Origin of the sequence: Nostoc sp. UHCC 0302 (assembly GCF_038096175.1) — a bacterium.
Classification (GTDB): domain Bacteria; phylum Cyanobacteriota; class Cyanobacteriia; order Cyanobacteriales; family Nostocaceae; genus UHCC-0302.
Map to the genome: position 1 here is coordinate 4,149,268 of NZ_CP151099.1, position 14,699 is coordinate 4,163,966.

The following is a 14,699-nucleotide window of genomic DNA, read 5'->3' on the forward strand; positions in this document are numbered from 1 at the left end:
CGACCAGACTATTTTGATGCTATCTCCCATTCTGAATTTTGAATTTTTATAGACCCAGGCAGATTGGGAGTAACGGCATAGCCGAAAAACAACCTGATTAAACTAAAACTTCTTCCTTAAATCTGATTTTTGCCCGCCGCCAGATTGGCGATCGCAACTAGCTGAGTCTTAGCTGGAATTGCTAGGGAAGCAATACATAAGCTACGAACTCAGTCTCTTTACGTAATCGCTAAGTTAATATTGCAATATCTACAATATCTGTTACATTAGTTTACATACAGCAGCAACTGTTACAAAACAAACGCTTAGAGTGTTACTTATGCCAGACATTAAGAAAACTACGTCGTCAGTTTCTGAAGATCCTAATGCTTTGCGTTGGGGATTCACTCCTCAAAGCGAAAATTGGAATGGTCGTTTTGCGATGATTGGTTTTTTATCCGCTATTTTACTTGAAGTGTTTTCTGGGCAAGGTTTCCTTCATTTTTGGGGCATCCTCTAAATTGATGATTGGTTTTCATGCCAAAACACTTAACTGGTTGAAACGCTAGACACTAAAAAATGCCTATAAGATACATCGTACGTATCTCATAGGCATTTTTGTCAGCTTCTCAAAATTGTTGAGATTAAAAATGCTGAAAGCTAGAAACTAGTGGAGTAAATAGCTTTTATCGCTGCTTAGTAGCGACGTCCACCTCCACCTCCACCGTATCCGCCGCCACGATTTCCGCCACCAAAAGAACCACCTCTGTTGTCTTCTTTTGGCTTAGCCTTGTTTACTTTGAGGTCACGACCCATCCATTCAGCGCCATCGAGAGCCTCAATAGCAGCTGTTTCTTCAGCATCGGAACCCATTTCCACAAACGCAAAGCCGCGTACACGACCTGTTTCGCGGTCAGTAGGTATCTGAACACGCTTTACAGAACCGTATTCTGCAAAAACTGCATTCAGAGCATCTTGGGTAACTTCATAAGAGAGGTTGCCTACATAAATTGACATAGAATGTCTCCAAAATCATAAGAGTGTAGAGATTTAGATTTCGGAGAGAGTCTGTAGATACCAAAAGGGAAAAGCCTGTCAATACTAAAAACAAACACTGTCGCCGAATTAATTCTCATTGTCGTCTTCTATGATGACACAAACAATCAATATTAGGATGAAGAACTATAAAGATTGTTATAAAAAGTTATATTAACAATTTATCACTAAGTACCTTAATTTTAGAAAAAAAAAGTGGTTCTGTTTAGTACAGAACCACTCTCAACTTTTACAAATCTGTTACTACTTAGCGGGCTGCCCCTTGAGCAGAAGCGGCATCAATCGGTTTCATTAGGTAAAGCCGTAAGAAGTGCCAGCCGTTAGAGATATAAAGCGGTAGCTTCTGGAAGAATTGCAGGAATTTAGGAGTATTAGAGTTAGCGATCGCACTCAGCTTTTCGTTAGTTTTTATACAAGCATCTAACCGCTGATAAAACTCCGGATTCTCTACATCCAGCATTACTGGAAATACTCTGCCTGCGGTTTCGTTGGTCTTCTTAATTACATAGATGTCGTATTCTCGCGCATCTAATCCAATTGAGGCATAAAAGTCCTTGCGTTGGATGTCATTAAGATACATTGTCACAAACACCGACAACAGAAAGAAGCGACTCCAAAGTCGTGCTTTCCAATCATTCAACATTTGCGGCTGAGATTTCATGATCGCATCGAAGAAATCTCCATGACGGTTTTCATCCTGACACCAGTTCTCAAAGAACCGGAAGATTGGATAAATTCTGTCTTCAGGATGTGCTTCTAGATGGCGATAAATGGTGATATATCGCCAATAACCAATCTTTTCAGAAAGATAAGTTGCGTAGAAGATAAATTTCGGCTTAAAGAACGTGTAGCTACGGCTCTTAGTCAAGAACCCTAAATCTAGGGACAGGTTGAAGTCTGACATGGCTTTGTTCAAAAAGCCAGCATGACGCGCTTCATCCCGTGACATTAGGTTAAAACACTCTGCCAAGACAGGGCTTTTATCCTTTAAACGGCGACCGAGTTCTTTGTATAGTAAAAAGCCAGAAAACTCTGCCGTACAGGAACGTTCTAGAAACTCAACGAACAATTGGCGAGTTTCCCCGTCAATATGATCCCAGGATTGTTCAAACTCGGCATCCCGAACAAAGTGATGGCGGTTGTAGTCAGCGCGAAACTCTTCGAGGATAGCTCTTAACTCGTCTTCATTGACGGAGATGTCCATCCGCGCCATTTCATCAAAATCGGTAGTATAAAACCGAGGTGTTAACAGGGTTTCTTTTGCAGGGACTTTAATTCCTGGTCTTATTTCTTCAAAGCCTGGTTTTTTGAGGGAATCTACCATGTCTTGATTGCTCTTTTGTCTTTTTTATCTTGGGTACGCTGTTCTCCTATCGGAGACACTACGCGAACGAGTTTGGCAGTTCTTCATGGGGAGCCACCCCCTTGCTTTGGTTCCCGAAGTTAGGGGAGTGGCGCTAGCCTCTCCCTTTGGGAGAAGACTGCCTTACCAGAAAGCCAAAGTAATGCTCTGACAAGGCGTAGTAGCCGACAATAATTTAATTTGTATAAAAATCAGTCTACCAAGGCGCAGCCTATAAACTTGTAGATGAAACGTTAAGAGTTGCAACAATACTTCAATGTTGCTTTGCGGAATCGGCAATTGGGAATTGGTAGTCAACCTAAGATAGGTGAAGGTGAAGTGGAGTAATGAGATGGAAAACGGCAAGGGTAATGATCGCTCACTATTCCACCTCATTCCATAACTAGTAACTTTAATCACATTAAAAAATTTTACTAGGTCAGTAATTTTATGTGGTTGTTACTACAATAAGATAGGCGCTTTTCTTATAAGTTGATGATTTTACAATTAATTACTGTTTGATAATTGGCATGATTTCTTAAAAATTCTAATTACTCTAGCTATCCATGCTGATATGAAACAAAACAGTATAGAAAAACCATCTTAGATAACAAGAGTGAATCCAGAATCCAAAGGATTGAAAACAAGATGAATCTCAAAAACAATCAGCATCAAGACAGAATTCTTGTGTCTTACATCTTGTGTGCATTCGGTTTTTTCGGTGTAGGAGGGTTGCACCGCTTATACAATGGCAAGATCGGGACAGGTTTGCTGTGGATGTGTACTTTTGGTTTTTTTTATATAGGACAGTTTGTGGATTTGTTCCTTGTATCTAATATGGTTGACGAATATGAACACAATCTTAGACTAAAAGCGGGTTTATCTCCTTTGGGTGTACCGCTAAATCAAGGAGTAGTTGCAACTCAAGTTCGTCACCCAGCAGGTAACGAACTTATGGTTGAACTAATTAAAGCGGCAGAAAATAAAGGTGGTAGCTTAACTGTTACTCAAGGTGTAAAGGCAACAGGAGCTAGCTTTGCTGAAGTAGAAGCTAGTCTCAAAGAGATGTTTAAATCAGGCTATGTGAAAATAGATAACGACCCCATCACTGGAGCCGTTACTTACCATTTCCACGAACTTTAAACTAAGTGTCATTTGTCATTTGTCATTCGTCCTTTGAAAATAACGAATGACTATTGTACAGACGCGATTAATCGCGTCTCTATTAATGACTAGTTTATACCTAGCCATTTTTGACCGTTCAAGCGCTGTACTAAGCCATAAACTAATAGGTCGAGTGTGATTTTGCGCTCATCGATTAAAAATGACTCAAGAGTGCTAGGTTTTTTGCCTTCATAACAAGAAAAACCTTTTTTTCCTTGAATATCTTCTTCGGGGAAATACAGATTAAAGTTTAATTGACCACTTTGCAAACTGCCGACAATTTGCCAACATTCTTCGGCTGATTCAAATCCCCTAACCGGAACCTTTTGTTTAGCAAAAGATACCTGTAAGTCTTGCACCCCTTGTTGAGCGATCGCCTTTTGTAAAGCTGGCAAGTAATCTTGCTGTATAAACTCCACGAATGGCTTATCTTCTACAGATGGGGCCTTTTCTTTTTTTGCTGCTTTAGCTGCGGCTGCGGGTTTTTCGCCATCTGCTGCTTTGGCTGCGGGTTTTTCTCGCTTGGGAGATGCAGCAGCTGGTTTAGCAGCATTGGGGTTATCTTCTGGGTTGACGGCTTTGGGGTCTGGCGCGTTGGCAGTAGGAAGGTCTGTCGCTTCGGGAGAGTCTGTACTAGGAGCGTGTTCTTCGGCGACACTGGGAGCCTGTTTGTCAACAGTACTGGGAGCCACTTCGCCAGCTTCATTATGATTTTTTTCTTCTGCCATTGCTCAGGTTAATCCTTGTCTAGACTTTAAGCACGATTGTATGGAGCGGAGTGCCAAAGGCGATCGCTCACCTTGAGGTATCAGTCACTTTCATTTTGACATACTAAGGGTTTGGGCATTGGGCATTGGGGATTGATTATTAATTCTTCTGTTCCACTCCCCCATTCTCTTTTACTAGTTAAGTACCTTGGGCGATCGCTGCTTTAATATCATCAAGCAATTCATCCATTCTTGACTGAGTTGTGTTCCAGGAACACATAAAGCGCACTCCTCCCACCCCAATAAAAGTATAAAACAGCCAGTGCTTTGCTTTTAAGCTATGAATCACCTGCTCAGGTAGTTTGACGAACACGGCATTGGCTTCTCTAGGAAACATCATCTCGACGCCTTCTATATCTAATAGTTTATTTTCTAAATATTGGGCGCATTGATTAGCATATCTGGCATTTTTTAGCCAAGCGCCAGTTTCTAATAAACCCAACCAAGGAGCAGAAATAAACCGCATTTTTGAGGCTAGCTGACCTGCTTGCTTACACCGATAGTCAAAGTCTTCTGCTAAGGATTTATTAAAAAAAATAATAGCTTCACCTAAAGCCATTCCATTTTTAGTGCCGCAGAAACACAACACATCTACTCCAGCTTTCCAAGTAATTTCCGCTGGACTTTTATTCATGGCGGCAACTGCATTCGCAAACCGAGCGCCGTCCATGTGAATCTTTAAGTTATACTTTTTCGCAACTTCTTTTATCCTTACAAGTTCTTCAATAGAATATAAAGTTCCTAATTCTGTTGGTTGGGTAATACTAATAACTTTAGGTTTAGGATAATGAATATCAGTTCGCTTATTGACAATTGCTTCTACTGCCTGCGCTGTTAATTTCCCATTTTCGCCTTGAGCAAGTAGCAGTTTAGAACCATTAGAGGCAAATTCGGGTGCGCCGCATTCATCTGTTTCTATATGCGCTGTTTCATGACAAATGACACTATGATAAGACTGACATAGTGCAGCTAAAGACAAAGAATTTGCTGCTGTTCCATTAAAGGCAAAAAATACTTCACAATCAATTTCAAATAGTTCTCGAAAATAATCTGTTGCTTTTTGAGTCCATTCATCATTTCCATAAGCTGGCGCACTGCCTTTATTTGCCCTAATCATGTATTCTAATGCTTCAGGACAAATGCCAGAGTTATTATCACTTGCAAACTGTTCTAAGTAGTTATTCATAATTTCTACTTTAATTTTTTATATATAATTTATTTAATTTTAATGAATAATTTTGGCACTTGCCAACCTCAAACTAATGCCAATGATTAAAGGACAATGATATTACTTTTCAGAATTATTCTAATTGACACACTCATCAACTATCGTATTTGGTCTACATCTTCAATTACGGATTCTTCGGTCATTCTGGTCTCAAATCGTTAGATAGTTCCACAATTCCCCTAGAACCATCAATCCTTACTCGCTGACCGTCTTGCAATAGCCATGTAGCACCACGAACATCCATAACAGCGGGAATACCATACTCACGAGCCACGATCGCACCGTGAGATAATCTTCCTCCGGCTTCGGCAATCAATCCTCCAGCCCTGACTAAGAAGGGGGCCCAGCCGGAATCTGTGTAAGGTACTACTAGAATTGTGTCTCGGTCAATTTCTGGTATCTCTTGTAAATTTCGCAACACCTTCACCCGTCCTTCGGCTTGTCCGTGACTGGCTCCAATGCCTTGTAAAATTTGGTCAGAGTAGACGGCAGAGGGAGCAAGAGGATGTGGAGGTGTATTGCCGTAGACTAAAAGGGGTATTTGAGCGAATTCACTATCTTGCGCGAATTGCGATCGCCTAAATTCCACTAACTTCACCAATCGATTCCTTAACTCTGAATCTGAACCATCAACTAAACGCTGTACTTCCTCAAATTCCAGAAAAAAGATATCCCCAGTTTCTCTAAGCAACCCGGATTTTAACCAAATCTTTTCTAAGGCGACAAAACTCCAACGTAATTCAGCTAACAGCCGTGAATAAATTTCGGTGACTCGCCCTTTAAGATCCACGCGCCGTTGTACAAAAGAGCGTTTTTGCTTACCTGGCAAAACAAGATTAATCTGATCTACAGCGCCTGTTTGCGGTTCATTTCCTTGCATCAACTGCACAAACATCTGCTTGACTGGCTGTGGGTTCTCCCGCCAAGTCGCAACAGAAATATCAGTACCGACTTCACTTAAATAACCATAATCCTGAAGCAGTTCGTCAAACTCGCGCAAAATCTTCTCTCCCTCTGGGGTTTGCGCCAACTGCTCAAATACCTTTTCCGGCTCAAACTCAACTAATACCTGCTTGGCATCTGCGGCTAAAGCACTTAGCGATCGCAATGCTCCCACTTCTGGGGTGACGCTGTTGTCAATTTTCCCATCCTTCACCCGAAAAATCGCCTGTCTTAGTGCCGCACTCAAAGGAGCTAAAATGCTGTAGTACGTTCCTTGGCGGAGCAACTCTAAAATCAAGTCAATTCTTCCCAATAACTGGGATGCTTGAAGATTATCTAGATTTTCCTGTGCTAACTGCGACAATCCAGGAATAAACCGCTTCTGATAATCCTGCTTAAAATCTTTTTCTAAACTTAACTCCCGCTTCAACAATCTCACCAATCCCGGCAGATTCTCCCAAGTTGATTCCCAGGAAGGCTTACTCATTTTTGCCCCTCTGGTTAAAAACTCTAGACTTTCTGGCGGCAATCCCATACGAAGAAAAATCTCTCCTAAGAGCGATGCATTAAAGTAAGCTCTAGAATAATGCAGTGTCGCTGTTGCAGTGAAATCTAAGCCAGAGGCGCGATCGCCCAAAACTATACTAAAAATTTCTCCCCAAACTCCACAAGTTAATGGACGATTAATCGACCAAGTTAAAGGGCGAATCACACCGGGAATGACTTCGGCTGCAATTTTGCGTGTCCAGATGGGTAGTAAGGTGGTAATGGGTCGAGCTTGCAATACCCAGAGTGTTTGCCCGTCGTAACTCCACTCGATATCTTGGGGAACGCCGTGAAAGCGTTTTTCGAGTCGGCGGGCTAAATATGCGACTTGTTTAATTAATGCTTGTGGTACTCGTCCTTCGCCCTCTAATTGGATAGCAGAGAAATTGTCTGTTTCCACAACGAAAGCGCGATACTCTTCTGGTGTAACTCTGCCGGAAACAATTTGTGTTGGGCTTCCTGGAAGGGCTTCAATCACAACAGCATCGCCTTGCTGAGTGATGGGATCGCGGCTGAAAGCGACGCCAGAAAATACACTCTGGACTTGTTGTTGAATCAACACTGCCATTGCGGCATCATTTGAGCCGCGATCGCGCCGATATTGTACAGCAGTGGGATGATTATAGGAAGCTTGAACTTGGGCGATCGCTTCTCGCAATCCCTGCTGGTTGGTAACATTCAACACTGTTTCATACTGCCCAGCAGCGGAAGCTTGTTCCGAGTCTTCCCCAATGGCGGAGGAACGTACCACTAAAGGAGATAACTCCGATGGCTGGATAATATTAATCAACTGTTGGGGATCGTCGGTTGGAGCAACTACCCACCCTTTCGGGACTGAGTAGCCCCAGCGCTTAATTTGAGATAGTGTAGCTGCCTTTTCTCCGACAATCGCAGCATCTAACTCATCATCTAGAGAGAGAACGGTGCGATCGCCACGCAAAAATTCTAACATCGGTTGCGACTCTGTTTGTGCCTCTTGGGTGGAGAGGTTCATGTCATCAGGAATTTTTGTGTAAATCCAACCCAGTAAACCAGCCAGCACAGTCACAGCAAGCATTCTGGGAATATCACCAATATGCAGAACTGTCACAAACACAGGTAATAGAATCAAAACCCCGTATTTGACTGCCTGTCTTGATCGCAAAATTATAAAGCTAATCAGTGCCAGAAAAAATGTAAATCCTGACACGAGTGGATCGTGTACGACAAATCCCCAAACAACGTTTGTCGTGCCTGCGCCTCTGCCTACCCAGTATCTACCTATTACCAGGGCTATCAGGGCGACTAATTCCCAGGCTGAACCTTCTGGGAAGAAAACACGGCTGAGGAAGACTGCGGCAATTCCTTTTAAAGCTTCTGACAAAACTGCCAGAATTCCTACCAATTTACCGCCGTGATAAAACGCAGCTGAGACACTAATGTTTCCTGTACCAATCTTTGCTAATTGCCTTTGCTTCAGGGCGTAGGTAATCCAGGCAATCAGCGGCAATCCGCCCAAAAGGGGGCAGACAATTAAAATAACTAAGACACCCCAAAGGTCAAACATTGTGGATTTTGGAGCCGTTGCGTTGCGGAGGCTCCCTCCGTTGTAGCAAGTGGGGTGATTTTAGATTTAAATCTTCCATCTAAAATCTCAAATCTCGTATCTCATATTTAAAATTTATTTCTAAAAGTTTTCTGAAATTTTGATGGTTGTCAGGGGGCGTTTATTCGTTAGTTGGCGAAGGACACTAGGCTGTTACGGAAACCGTTTTCACCAGTGTCCTTCTAAGCTACTAATGAATCTAGTTTATCGCATAGGCAGCTTGTAGCGCCCAAATGATCAAGGCAGCAATCGATCCCAAAAGCAACACAGTAGAAATGGTAACTACTTTTGGCGAATCTGCACCCTCGAATTTCATAATTCCTCGATTTAAGTCGGACATAGCTTAGTAATCCTCCTTTGTCACAGCATGAAGCCTTTGTCCGTTACGATTGTAGTCCTTATATTTGTAAATAAAGTTAAATTCATAATGCTATTTTGTTTAAACTTTACTATTTTTTCATCACCATAATTACTTACTTCTCTAGAGGTATCATCTCTATTTATACAAGGGTGTGGTTGATACTAAGTTCTATTCAGTTTGCAAGTAATCATAAACACTTTTTGAAATTGCTTTTAGCGTAATTTTACTTAAAAAAATTTCTGAAAATAGCTAAAAAATCAGTATAATTAATTACTTTGTTTTTAGATAAATTTGGGAGTTAAAAGTGGTGTTGAGCGTAATTTTGGTTGTGGTTCTAGGATTATTTTTGGCCATAGAGTTGTTACTGCGATCGCTCTTTGGTTTTGGTAATCCCTTAATTTATATTGGTGATGAGGCAATTGGTTATTTATTAGCTCCGAACCAACGTACGCGTCGTTTTGGCAATTGCATCGAGATTAATGAGTATTCTATGCGGAGTGCATCGATAGCAAAGATACCTCCAGCCTCCACACTGCGAGTACTACTGTTAGGCGACTCTATAGCTAATGGTGGCTGGTGGACAGCTCAGGAGAATACAATATCCAGTTTGATGATGCGTTCTCTAGCATCAGCAACTGCTGGTAATTTTCAGGAAGTAGAAGTGCTGAATGCTTCAGCCAACTCTTGGGGCCCAAGGAACGAATTAGCTTATTTACAGAAGTTCGGTAATTTCGCCGCTCAGGCAGTAGTGTTATTAATTAATACAGATGATTTGTTTGCCACTGCTCCTACTTCTTTACCAGTAGGACACGATCGCAACTATCCAGAGACTAAACCTTGGCTGGCAATCATCGAAATCTGGCAGCGTTACCTTCGCTTTTCAAAACCAATTCCAGAAATCAAAGCAGTACAAGAAGAAGCAGGCGATCGCGTTGGGTTTAATCTAGATGCGATCGGCAAAATTAAAACACTGACTCGCCAAACCAACAGCCAATTTCTGCTAGTTATGACTCCCTTACTTCGAGAAATTGGTGAACCTGGTTCTCGTGATTACGAAATTCAAGCACGTCAACGCCTGAGCGACTTTACGCAAGCGCAGCAAATTAGTTATATAGATTTTTTACCAATATTCAATTTAAATGCTAACCCGCAAAGCTTGTACCACGATCATATTCACCTGAACTTAGAAGGCAATCAGGTGGTGAGTAAAGTTATCGAGCGATCGCTTTTGGAATCATTGGAAGATACCAAATAACTAAGTTTCTCTAATCCAGAGTGCTAACCCTCCACCACGACCACGAGCTGCAATGAAATCTTCTGTTACTATAAAAAACGCAAAAAACGGTAGTTTAGCGATCGGTTGGTTGTAAAAATCTTCACTTTGAACTTTACCAGAGCGAATCTGCCGGTTGTACACAACACGACCAAATAAACTCAAGAGCATATGGGTAAAGTCAAACGCCAATAAATTTTTTTTACCTAAATATTGCACTGGCCCTGTAAGCTTCAAAAACACAGAACCTAATTTAACCTGATTACCAATCTCACCTTTACCTGAACCTTCTTCTAAAGCCGCACTAAAGGAAATATAAATTGCTACCAATTTAGGCACATACAAACCCTTGCCTAATATAATTCCCCCACGCTGTCTGACTTTCTTAGTACCAGTGGCAAAGCAAAGCCGCCATTCGCCCAAAAGAGACTCAAAGCTATAATTTAGCCGTTGTTGCTTAGTAGCTTTTTCCGCTTGTAGCAATGCATTCACAACTACCTCAGCTGTAGGACGTACGCCGCCTTGTCCTCGATACGCAGCCGCAGCTTGGGATAGTATATTGACAAAATCAGGTGTAGCCGTAGATGTTAAATCAGTTTGCTGCATTTAATCACCTCTGCAAATCAACTAGCTATCTATGCAAACAATTACAGCACTCAACAGCATTCAAGTAGCCAGTACGTGACTTTAGCAGTTCCTCTGGCTACTTGGATTTATTAAAAACTTACTGAAAAATTAATTTAGGCAGGAATGATTTGAGCAATCAGTGAGCGCTTATCTAGCGATTGGACTTTACCTACTTCGCTCAGAGCAGCTACAATCCGGTCTAACAGTTCTCCAGCCTGTTCCCGATATTGATGTTCTCGACCTCGTAACCGAATAGAAAACTTCACTGAATCGCCTTTACTCAACCACGTAGTAGCTTGCTGAATGCGTAAGTTGTAATCAGCCACACCGACATTTGGACGCAGCCGCACTTCCTTTACCGTCGGTCTAGCACTCTGTCCCTGGCGCTTTTTCTTTTGATACTGAAGCTTACCATAGTTGATAATTTTTGCTATGGGAGCGTCTTGTCCTTCTGAGACTACAACTAAATCAAGCTCTAGGCTTTCAGCTAGCTGTAAAGCTTCATAGGTATCGGTTAAACCTCGGTTGTTATTCTCATGGTCAATCAAGAAGACTTGACGTGATTTAATTTGCGAGTTAATCAGTTGCTTTTGGACTACGATAACGGTTTCCTCTCAATTTTTCAAAACCTAGCTTTGCAAGTAATGCCAATGTAGCACAACCCTAATTATGAACTGATGATGTGTTAAGGAAATACTCTTTTACTTAATTAGACAAACATGTATATCATTAAGTGTAGAGTTTTCTGGCTCTAAGATCAAAGTGTGCAATTAGCATACCAAGTATCCTATACTACAAAAAGTATAATAAAGGAAAAGTGCTATAGAAGCATCTTTAATTATTTTAAACAGTAACTTTTGAATTTGGATGCTGTACTTGTTTAGTCAGTGTCTACATTGGACTAAAACTCGAAGTCTATGGCTCCTAATTGCGCCATAACACTTAGCAGTCATTTGCTTATATTACTTTATATTACATTTTTTCCAACTTTCTCTCTAAAAGTTGGCTACTATGTCATGGTAAAAAGTGAGAATTAATTTCGGTGACCTCGTTTGTTTTTAGTATTTACAGAGTTTTTGTTTTTGGTATTTACAGACTTTTCTCCGCAACTTAAATCTCTACACATTTATGATTTCGGAGACAATCTATGTCAGTTTATGTAGGCAATCTTTCTTACGAAGTAACAGAAGATAGTCTAAACGCCGTATTTGCAGAATATGGTTCTGTCAAGCGTGTTCAGCTACCTACAGATCGTGAAACAGGTCGGATGCGTGGCTTTGGTTTTGTGGAAATGGGTACAGATGATGAAGAAACAGCCGCCATCGAAGCTCTTAATGGGGCAGAGTGGATGGGACGTGATTTGAAAGTGAATAAAGCTAAACCTAGAGAAGATAGAGGCTCATTTGATGGTAACCGCGGTAGTTATGGCGGACGTAACCGTTATTAAGCTTTCTAAATTTAGCTCTTTGAGTTAATTAGCTAGTCAAGAAAATTAATTTTATGTAGTAGCGGCTCAAGCATTTTTGCTTGAGCCTTTTTAATACCAAAGTTGGATTCTTAGAAAAAGTCCTGATGCTTAAATAGCGCTTGTGCCGATGGCAGTCTACTTGCTGACGTTATTACGTTATTACGTTATTCCTGGCTGGAGGTTTAGCAAACCGTCTTTTGCACTGAGTGATGGGCTTATGCCCCGCCGTAGGCGATCACATCGCAGATTGAACACCTACATATATGCAGCGCAATTACTCAGAATGATTCTGAGATAGATGCTTTTAAGGGCCGTATATGTACCACATAATCAGCAGGCAATTAATTTGCAATACTTAATGTTTGAGAAGCTAACTATTAGTGTATCATGCAGTTGTGATTAGCAATACATATTTTTTTGTATGTATTGTGTAAGCTATATCTGCTGCGTAATATTGCTAGATAATTTTATGAAAATTCGAGCGCCAAGCAGTAGTATCCCTAGTTCTACTGTGGTATTAACCTTGCTTACAGTTCGGTGATTAGTGTCTAGCCAGCGGTAAATGCCTGAGAGCCTGACACGAGTACCTCAAAGATTTATGGGGAAATAATTTTATCAAACTGCCATCTAAATATTTTTTGGACAGATGTCAGCGATTGCAAGCAAGACTGCTGTCATCTTCTCATAGTTACTTGCCACGTAGCCATGCGCGTTTAACCAAGATGTGTCAGATAGCCAGAGTGGATGTATGAGTTTTGAGTAGTTAAGAATTAGCCAACCTGTCATAGCAGCAGTCAAATAATAGCTGACGTTACATATAGCTGTCGCTAGGTAGTTTAGGACATGAACTGAACATAAAACCCAGACACCAAAAAACTTTCAAACCTATTTCCTGTCCCCTGCCATAACAAGCCATTAGCTATAGGCAAATTAGCAATCCACTCTAGAAAAGAAAAAAGCAGATGAACACAACACGCAAGTTTCGTTTAGGTGCATTCATTCAAGCCACTGGACACCATATCTCTGCTTGGCGTCATCCCGATTCACAAGCAGATGCTGGACTGAATTTCGAGCATTATAAGGAAATTACCCAGACTGCTCAACGCGGCTTATTCGATGCAGTTTTTCTGGCAGACAGCCCAGGAGTCTGGGGTGGCGCTCCAGAAACCCAGTATCGTAACGGTAAAATCGTGCATTTCGAGCCGGTTACCCTCTTCTCAGCTTTGTCCTCGGTAACCCAAAACATCGGCTTCATTTCTACCGCCTCGACCACCTATGAAGAACCCTACACCCTTGCACGTAAGTTTGCCTCGTTAGACCACCTGAGTAACGGTCGGGCGGGCTGGAATGTAGTTACCACAGGTAATGAGAATGCCGCACGTAATTTCGGGCTTGACCATCATCCCGAACACAACCAGCGTTATGAACGCGCCCAAGAATTTGTGGAAGTAGTAAAAGGACTGTGGGATAGCTGGGAAGATGACGCTTTCATCCGTGACAAAGAATCTGGTGTTTATTTCGATCCGAACAAACTGCATACGCTGAACCACAAGGGCAAACATTTTTCTGTACAAGGCCCTTTGAACGTCGGTCGTCCGCCCCAAGGTTACCCGGTGATTGTGCAAGCTGGAGCCTCCGAATCTGGACGTGACTTGGCCGCGCGTACTGCCGAGGTGATTTTTACCGCCAATCAAACCCTAGCCGATGCCCAGGAATTTTATGCAGACGTCAAAGGTAGACTAGCGCAATATGGCCGCGAGCCAGACGATCTAAAAATCATGCCTGGCGCTTTCCCAATCATTGGTCGTACCGAATCAGAAGCTCAAGAGAAGTACGAATTCCTGCAATCGTTAATCCACCCCGATGTGGCTTGGGGTATTTTGAAAAACTATTACAAAGGTATTGATCTATCGAAATATTCTCTAGATGATCTGGCTCCCGAACTTCCCAGCGACACCAATACTAACAAAAGTCGTCTTAAACTAGTCAGGGATCTAGCTACTCGTGGTACTCTCACACTGCGCCAGTTGTATCTCTCTCTTGCTACCGCACGAGGTCATCGCACCATACTTGGTACTCCCGAAACCATTGCTGATCAATTAGAAGAATGGTTCAATAACGGTGCGGCAGATGGCTTTAATATTATGCCGCCAATCCTTCCCACGGGATTAGATGACTTCGTTAACCTAGTGGTTCCCGTCCTACAAAAACGCGGACTGTTCCGTACCGAATACGAGGGAAGTACTTTACGTGAAAACCTTGGTCTGCGTCGTCCAGGCAATCGTTTTGCCGTTAAACAAGTGGATGAGAGATTGGTATTGGCCTAAATAAATTTTTCATGTCTGCATATGCCTGAAGCAG

Annotated in this window: 13 protein-coding genes; 5 read left to right on the plus strand and 8 right to left on the minus strand. The window is 41.9% G+C overall.

What is annotated here, in order from left to right:
• Positions 1–319 precede the first annotated feature (319 nt).
• Positions 320–499, plus strand: coding sequence for a high light inducible protein (locus WKK05_RS17945; protein ID WP_341530938.1), 180 nt, complete (start codon positions 320–322; stop codon positions 497–499).
• 176 nt (positions 500–675) lie between these two features.
• Here the strand turns inward: WKK05_RS17945 and WKK05_RS17950 are convergent, their stop codons facing one another.
• Positions 676–996 (minus strand): RNA-binding protein, encoded by a 321-nt coding sequence (locus tag WKK05_RS17950; RefSeq protein ID WP_341530939.1) that lies wholly within the window; start codon positions 994–996, stop codon positions 676–678.
• A gap of 286 nt (positions 997–1,282) precedes the next feature.
• Positions 1,283–2,359, minus strand: a complete 1,077-nt coding sequence (acsF, locus tag WKK05_RS17955; RefSeq protein WP_341530940.1) for a magnesium-protoporphyrin IX monomethyl ester (oxidative) cyclase — start codon at positions 2,357–2,359, stop codon at positions 1,283–1,285.
• A gap of 666 nt (positions 2,360–3,025) precedes the next feature.
• Between acsF and WKK05_RS17960 the strand changes: the two genes are divergently transcribed.
• A complete protein-coding gene (locus WKK05_RS17960) occupies positions 3,026–3,520 on the plus strand; it encodes an NINE protein (RefSeq protein ID WP_341530941.1) in 495 nt (164 codons plus the stop codon).
• An 89-nt stretch (positions 3,521–3,609) separates the two neighbouring features.
• Here WKK05_RS17960 and WKK05_RS17965 read toward each other — a convergent pair whose 3' ends face one another.
• The 4 genes from WKK05_RS17965 to WKK05_RS17980 all read right to left on the minus strand — a co-directional run bounded on the left by WKK05_RS17965 (position 3,610) and on the right by WKK05_RS17980 (position 8,949).
• Positions 3,610–4,269, minus strand: coding sequence for a DUF2996 domain-containing protein (locus WKK05_RS17965; protein WP_341530942.1), 660 nt, complete (start codon positions 4,267–4,269; stop codon positions 3,610–3,612).
• Positions 4,270–4,447: 178 nt separating this feature from the next.
• The gene (locus tag WKK05_RS17970) at positions 4,448–5,494 is read right to left on the minus strand and encodes a low specificity L-threonine aldolase (protein WP_341530943.1); all 1,047 of its coding nucleotides are present in this window, start codon (positions 5,492–5,494) and stop codon (positions 4,448–4,450) included.
• A 181-nt stretch (positions 5,495–5,675) separates the two neighbouring features.
• The gene (locus WKK05_RS17975) at positions 5,676–8,570 is read right to left on the minus strand and encodes a glycerol-3-phosphate acyltransferase (RefSeq protein WP_341530944.1); all 2,895 of its coding nucleotides are present in this window, start codon (positions 8,568–8,570) and stop codon (positions 5,676–5,678) included.
• 238 nt (positions 8,571–8,808) lie between these two features.
• The gene (locus WKK05_RS17980; RefSeq protein ID WP_341530945.1) at positions 8,809–8,949 is read right to left on the minus strand and encodes a hypothetical protein; all 141 of its coding nucleotides are present in this window, start codon (positions 8,947–8,949) and stop codon (positions 8,809–8,811) included.
• A 325-nt stretch (positions 8,950–9,274) separates the two neighbouring features.
• On the opposite strand from WKK05_RS17980, the gene WKK05_RS17985 reads away from it, so the two are divergent.
• Positions 9,275–10,225, plus strand: coding sequence for an SGNH/GDSL hydrolase family protein (locus WKK05_RS17985; RefSeq protein ID WP_341530946.1), 951 nt, complete (start codon positions 9,275–9,277; stop codon positions 10,223–10,225).
• Here WKK05_RS17985 and WKK05_RS17990 read toward each other — a convergent pair whose 3' ends face one another.
• Both WKK05_RS17990 and infC read right to left on the minus strand, forming a co-directional pair.
• Entirely contained in the window at positions 10,226–10,849 is a 624-nt protein-coding gene (locus WKK05_RS17990) for a hypothetical protein (RefSeq protein WP_341530947.1), read from the minus strand.
• A gap of 134 nt (positions 10,850–10,983) precedes the next feature.
• Complete coding sequence (infC, locus tag WKK05_RS17995; RefSeq protein ID WP_341531114.1) at positions 10,984–11,472, minus strand: translation initiation factor IF-3; 489 nt, start codon at positions 11,470–11,472, stop codon at positions 10,984–10,986.
• A gap of 545 nt (positions 11,473–12,017) precedes the next feature.
• On the opposite strand from infC, the gene WKK05_RS18000 reads away from it, so the two are divergent.
• Together WKK05_RS18000 and WKK05_RS18005 are read left to right on the plus strand one after the other, a co-directional pair.
• Positions 12,018–12,317: an RNA-binding protein gene (locus WKK05_RS18000; protein WP_341530948.1), complete on the plus strand. Its 300-nt coding sequence runs from the start codon at positions 12,018–12,020 to the stop codon at positions 12,315–12,317.
• Positions 12,318–13,300: 983 nt separating this feature from the next.
• Positions 13,301–14,665 carry an LLM class flavin-dependent oxidoreductase gene (locus WKK05_RS18005; RefSeq protein ID WP_341530949.1) on the plus strand — a complete coding sequence of 455 codons (1,365 nt, stop codon included), beginning with the start codon at positions 13,301–13,303 and terminating at the stop codon, positions 14,663–14,665.
• Positions 14,666–14,699 lie beyond the last annotated feature (34 nt).

What these genes read in the sequence shown, in the direction of transcription:
- WKK05_RS17970 (WP_341530943.1), bottom strand. Translation starts at nt 5,494, where the DNA reads ATGAATAACTACTTAGAACAGTTTGCAAGTGATAATAACTCTGGCATT.
- WKK05_RS17960 (WP_341530941.1), top strand. Translation starts at nt 3,026, where the DNA reads ATGAATCTCAAAAACAATCAGCATCAAGACAGAATTCTTGTGTCTTAC.
- WKK05_RS17945 (WP_341530938.1), top strand. Translation starts at nt 320, where the DNA reads ATGCCAGACATTAAGAAAACTACGTCGTCAGTTTCTGAAGATCCTAAT.
- WKK05_RS17980 (WP_341530945.1), bottom strand. Translation starts at nt 8,949, where the DNA reads ATGTCCGACTTAAATCGAGGAATTATGAAATTCGAGGGTGCAGATTCG.
- WKK05_RS17950 (WP_341530939.1), bottom strand. Translation starts at nt 996, where the DNA reads ATGTCAATTTATGTAGGCAACCTCTCTTATGAAGTTACCCAAGATGCT.
- WKK05_RS18000 (WP_341530948.1), top strand. Translation starts at nt 12,018, where the DNA reads ATGTCAGTTTATGTAGGCAATCTTTCTTACGAAGTAACAGAAGATAGT.
- acsF (WP_341530940.1), bottom strand. Translation starts at nt 2,359, where the DNA reads ATGGTAGATTCCCTCAAAAAACCAGGCTTTGAAGAAATAAGACCAGGA.
- WKK05_RS17965 (WP_341530942.1), bottom strand. Translation starts at nt 4,269, where the DNA reads ATGGCAGAAGAAAAAAATCATAATGAAGCTGGCGAAGTGGCTCCCAGT.
- WKK05_RS17975 (WP_341530944.1), bottom strand. Translation starts at nt 8,570, where the DNA reads ATGTTTGACCTTTGGGGTGTCTTAGTTATTTTAATTGTCTGCCCCCTT.
- WKK05_RS18005 (WP_341530949.1), top strand. Translation starts at nt 13,301, where the DNA reads ATGAACACAACACGCAAGTTTCGTTTAGGTGCATTCATTCAAGCCACT.
- WKK05_RS17990 (WP_341530947.1), bottom strand. Translation starts at nt 10,849, where the DNA reads ATGCAGCAAACTGATTTAACATCTACGGCTACACCTGATTTTGTCAAT.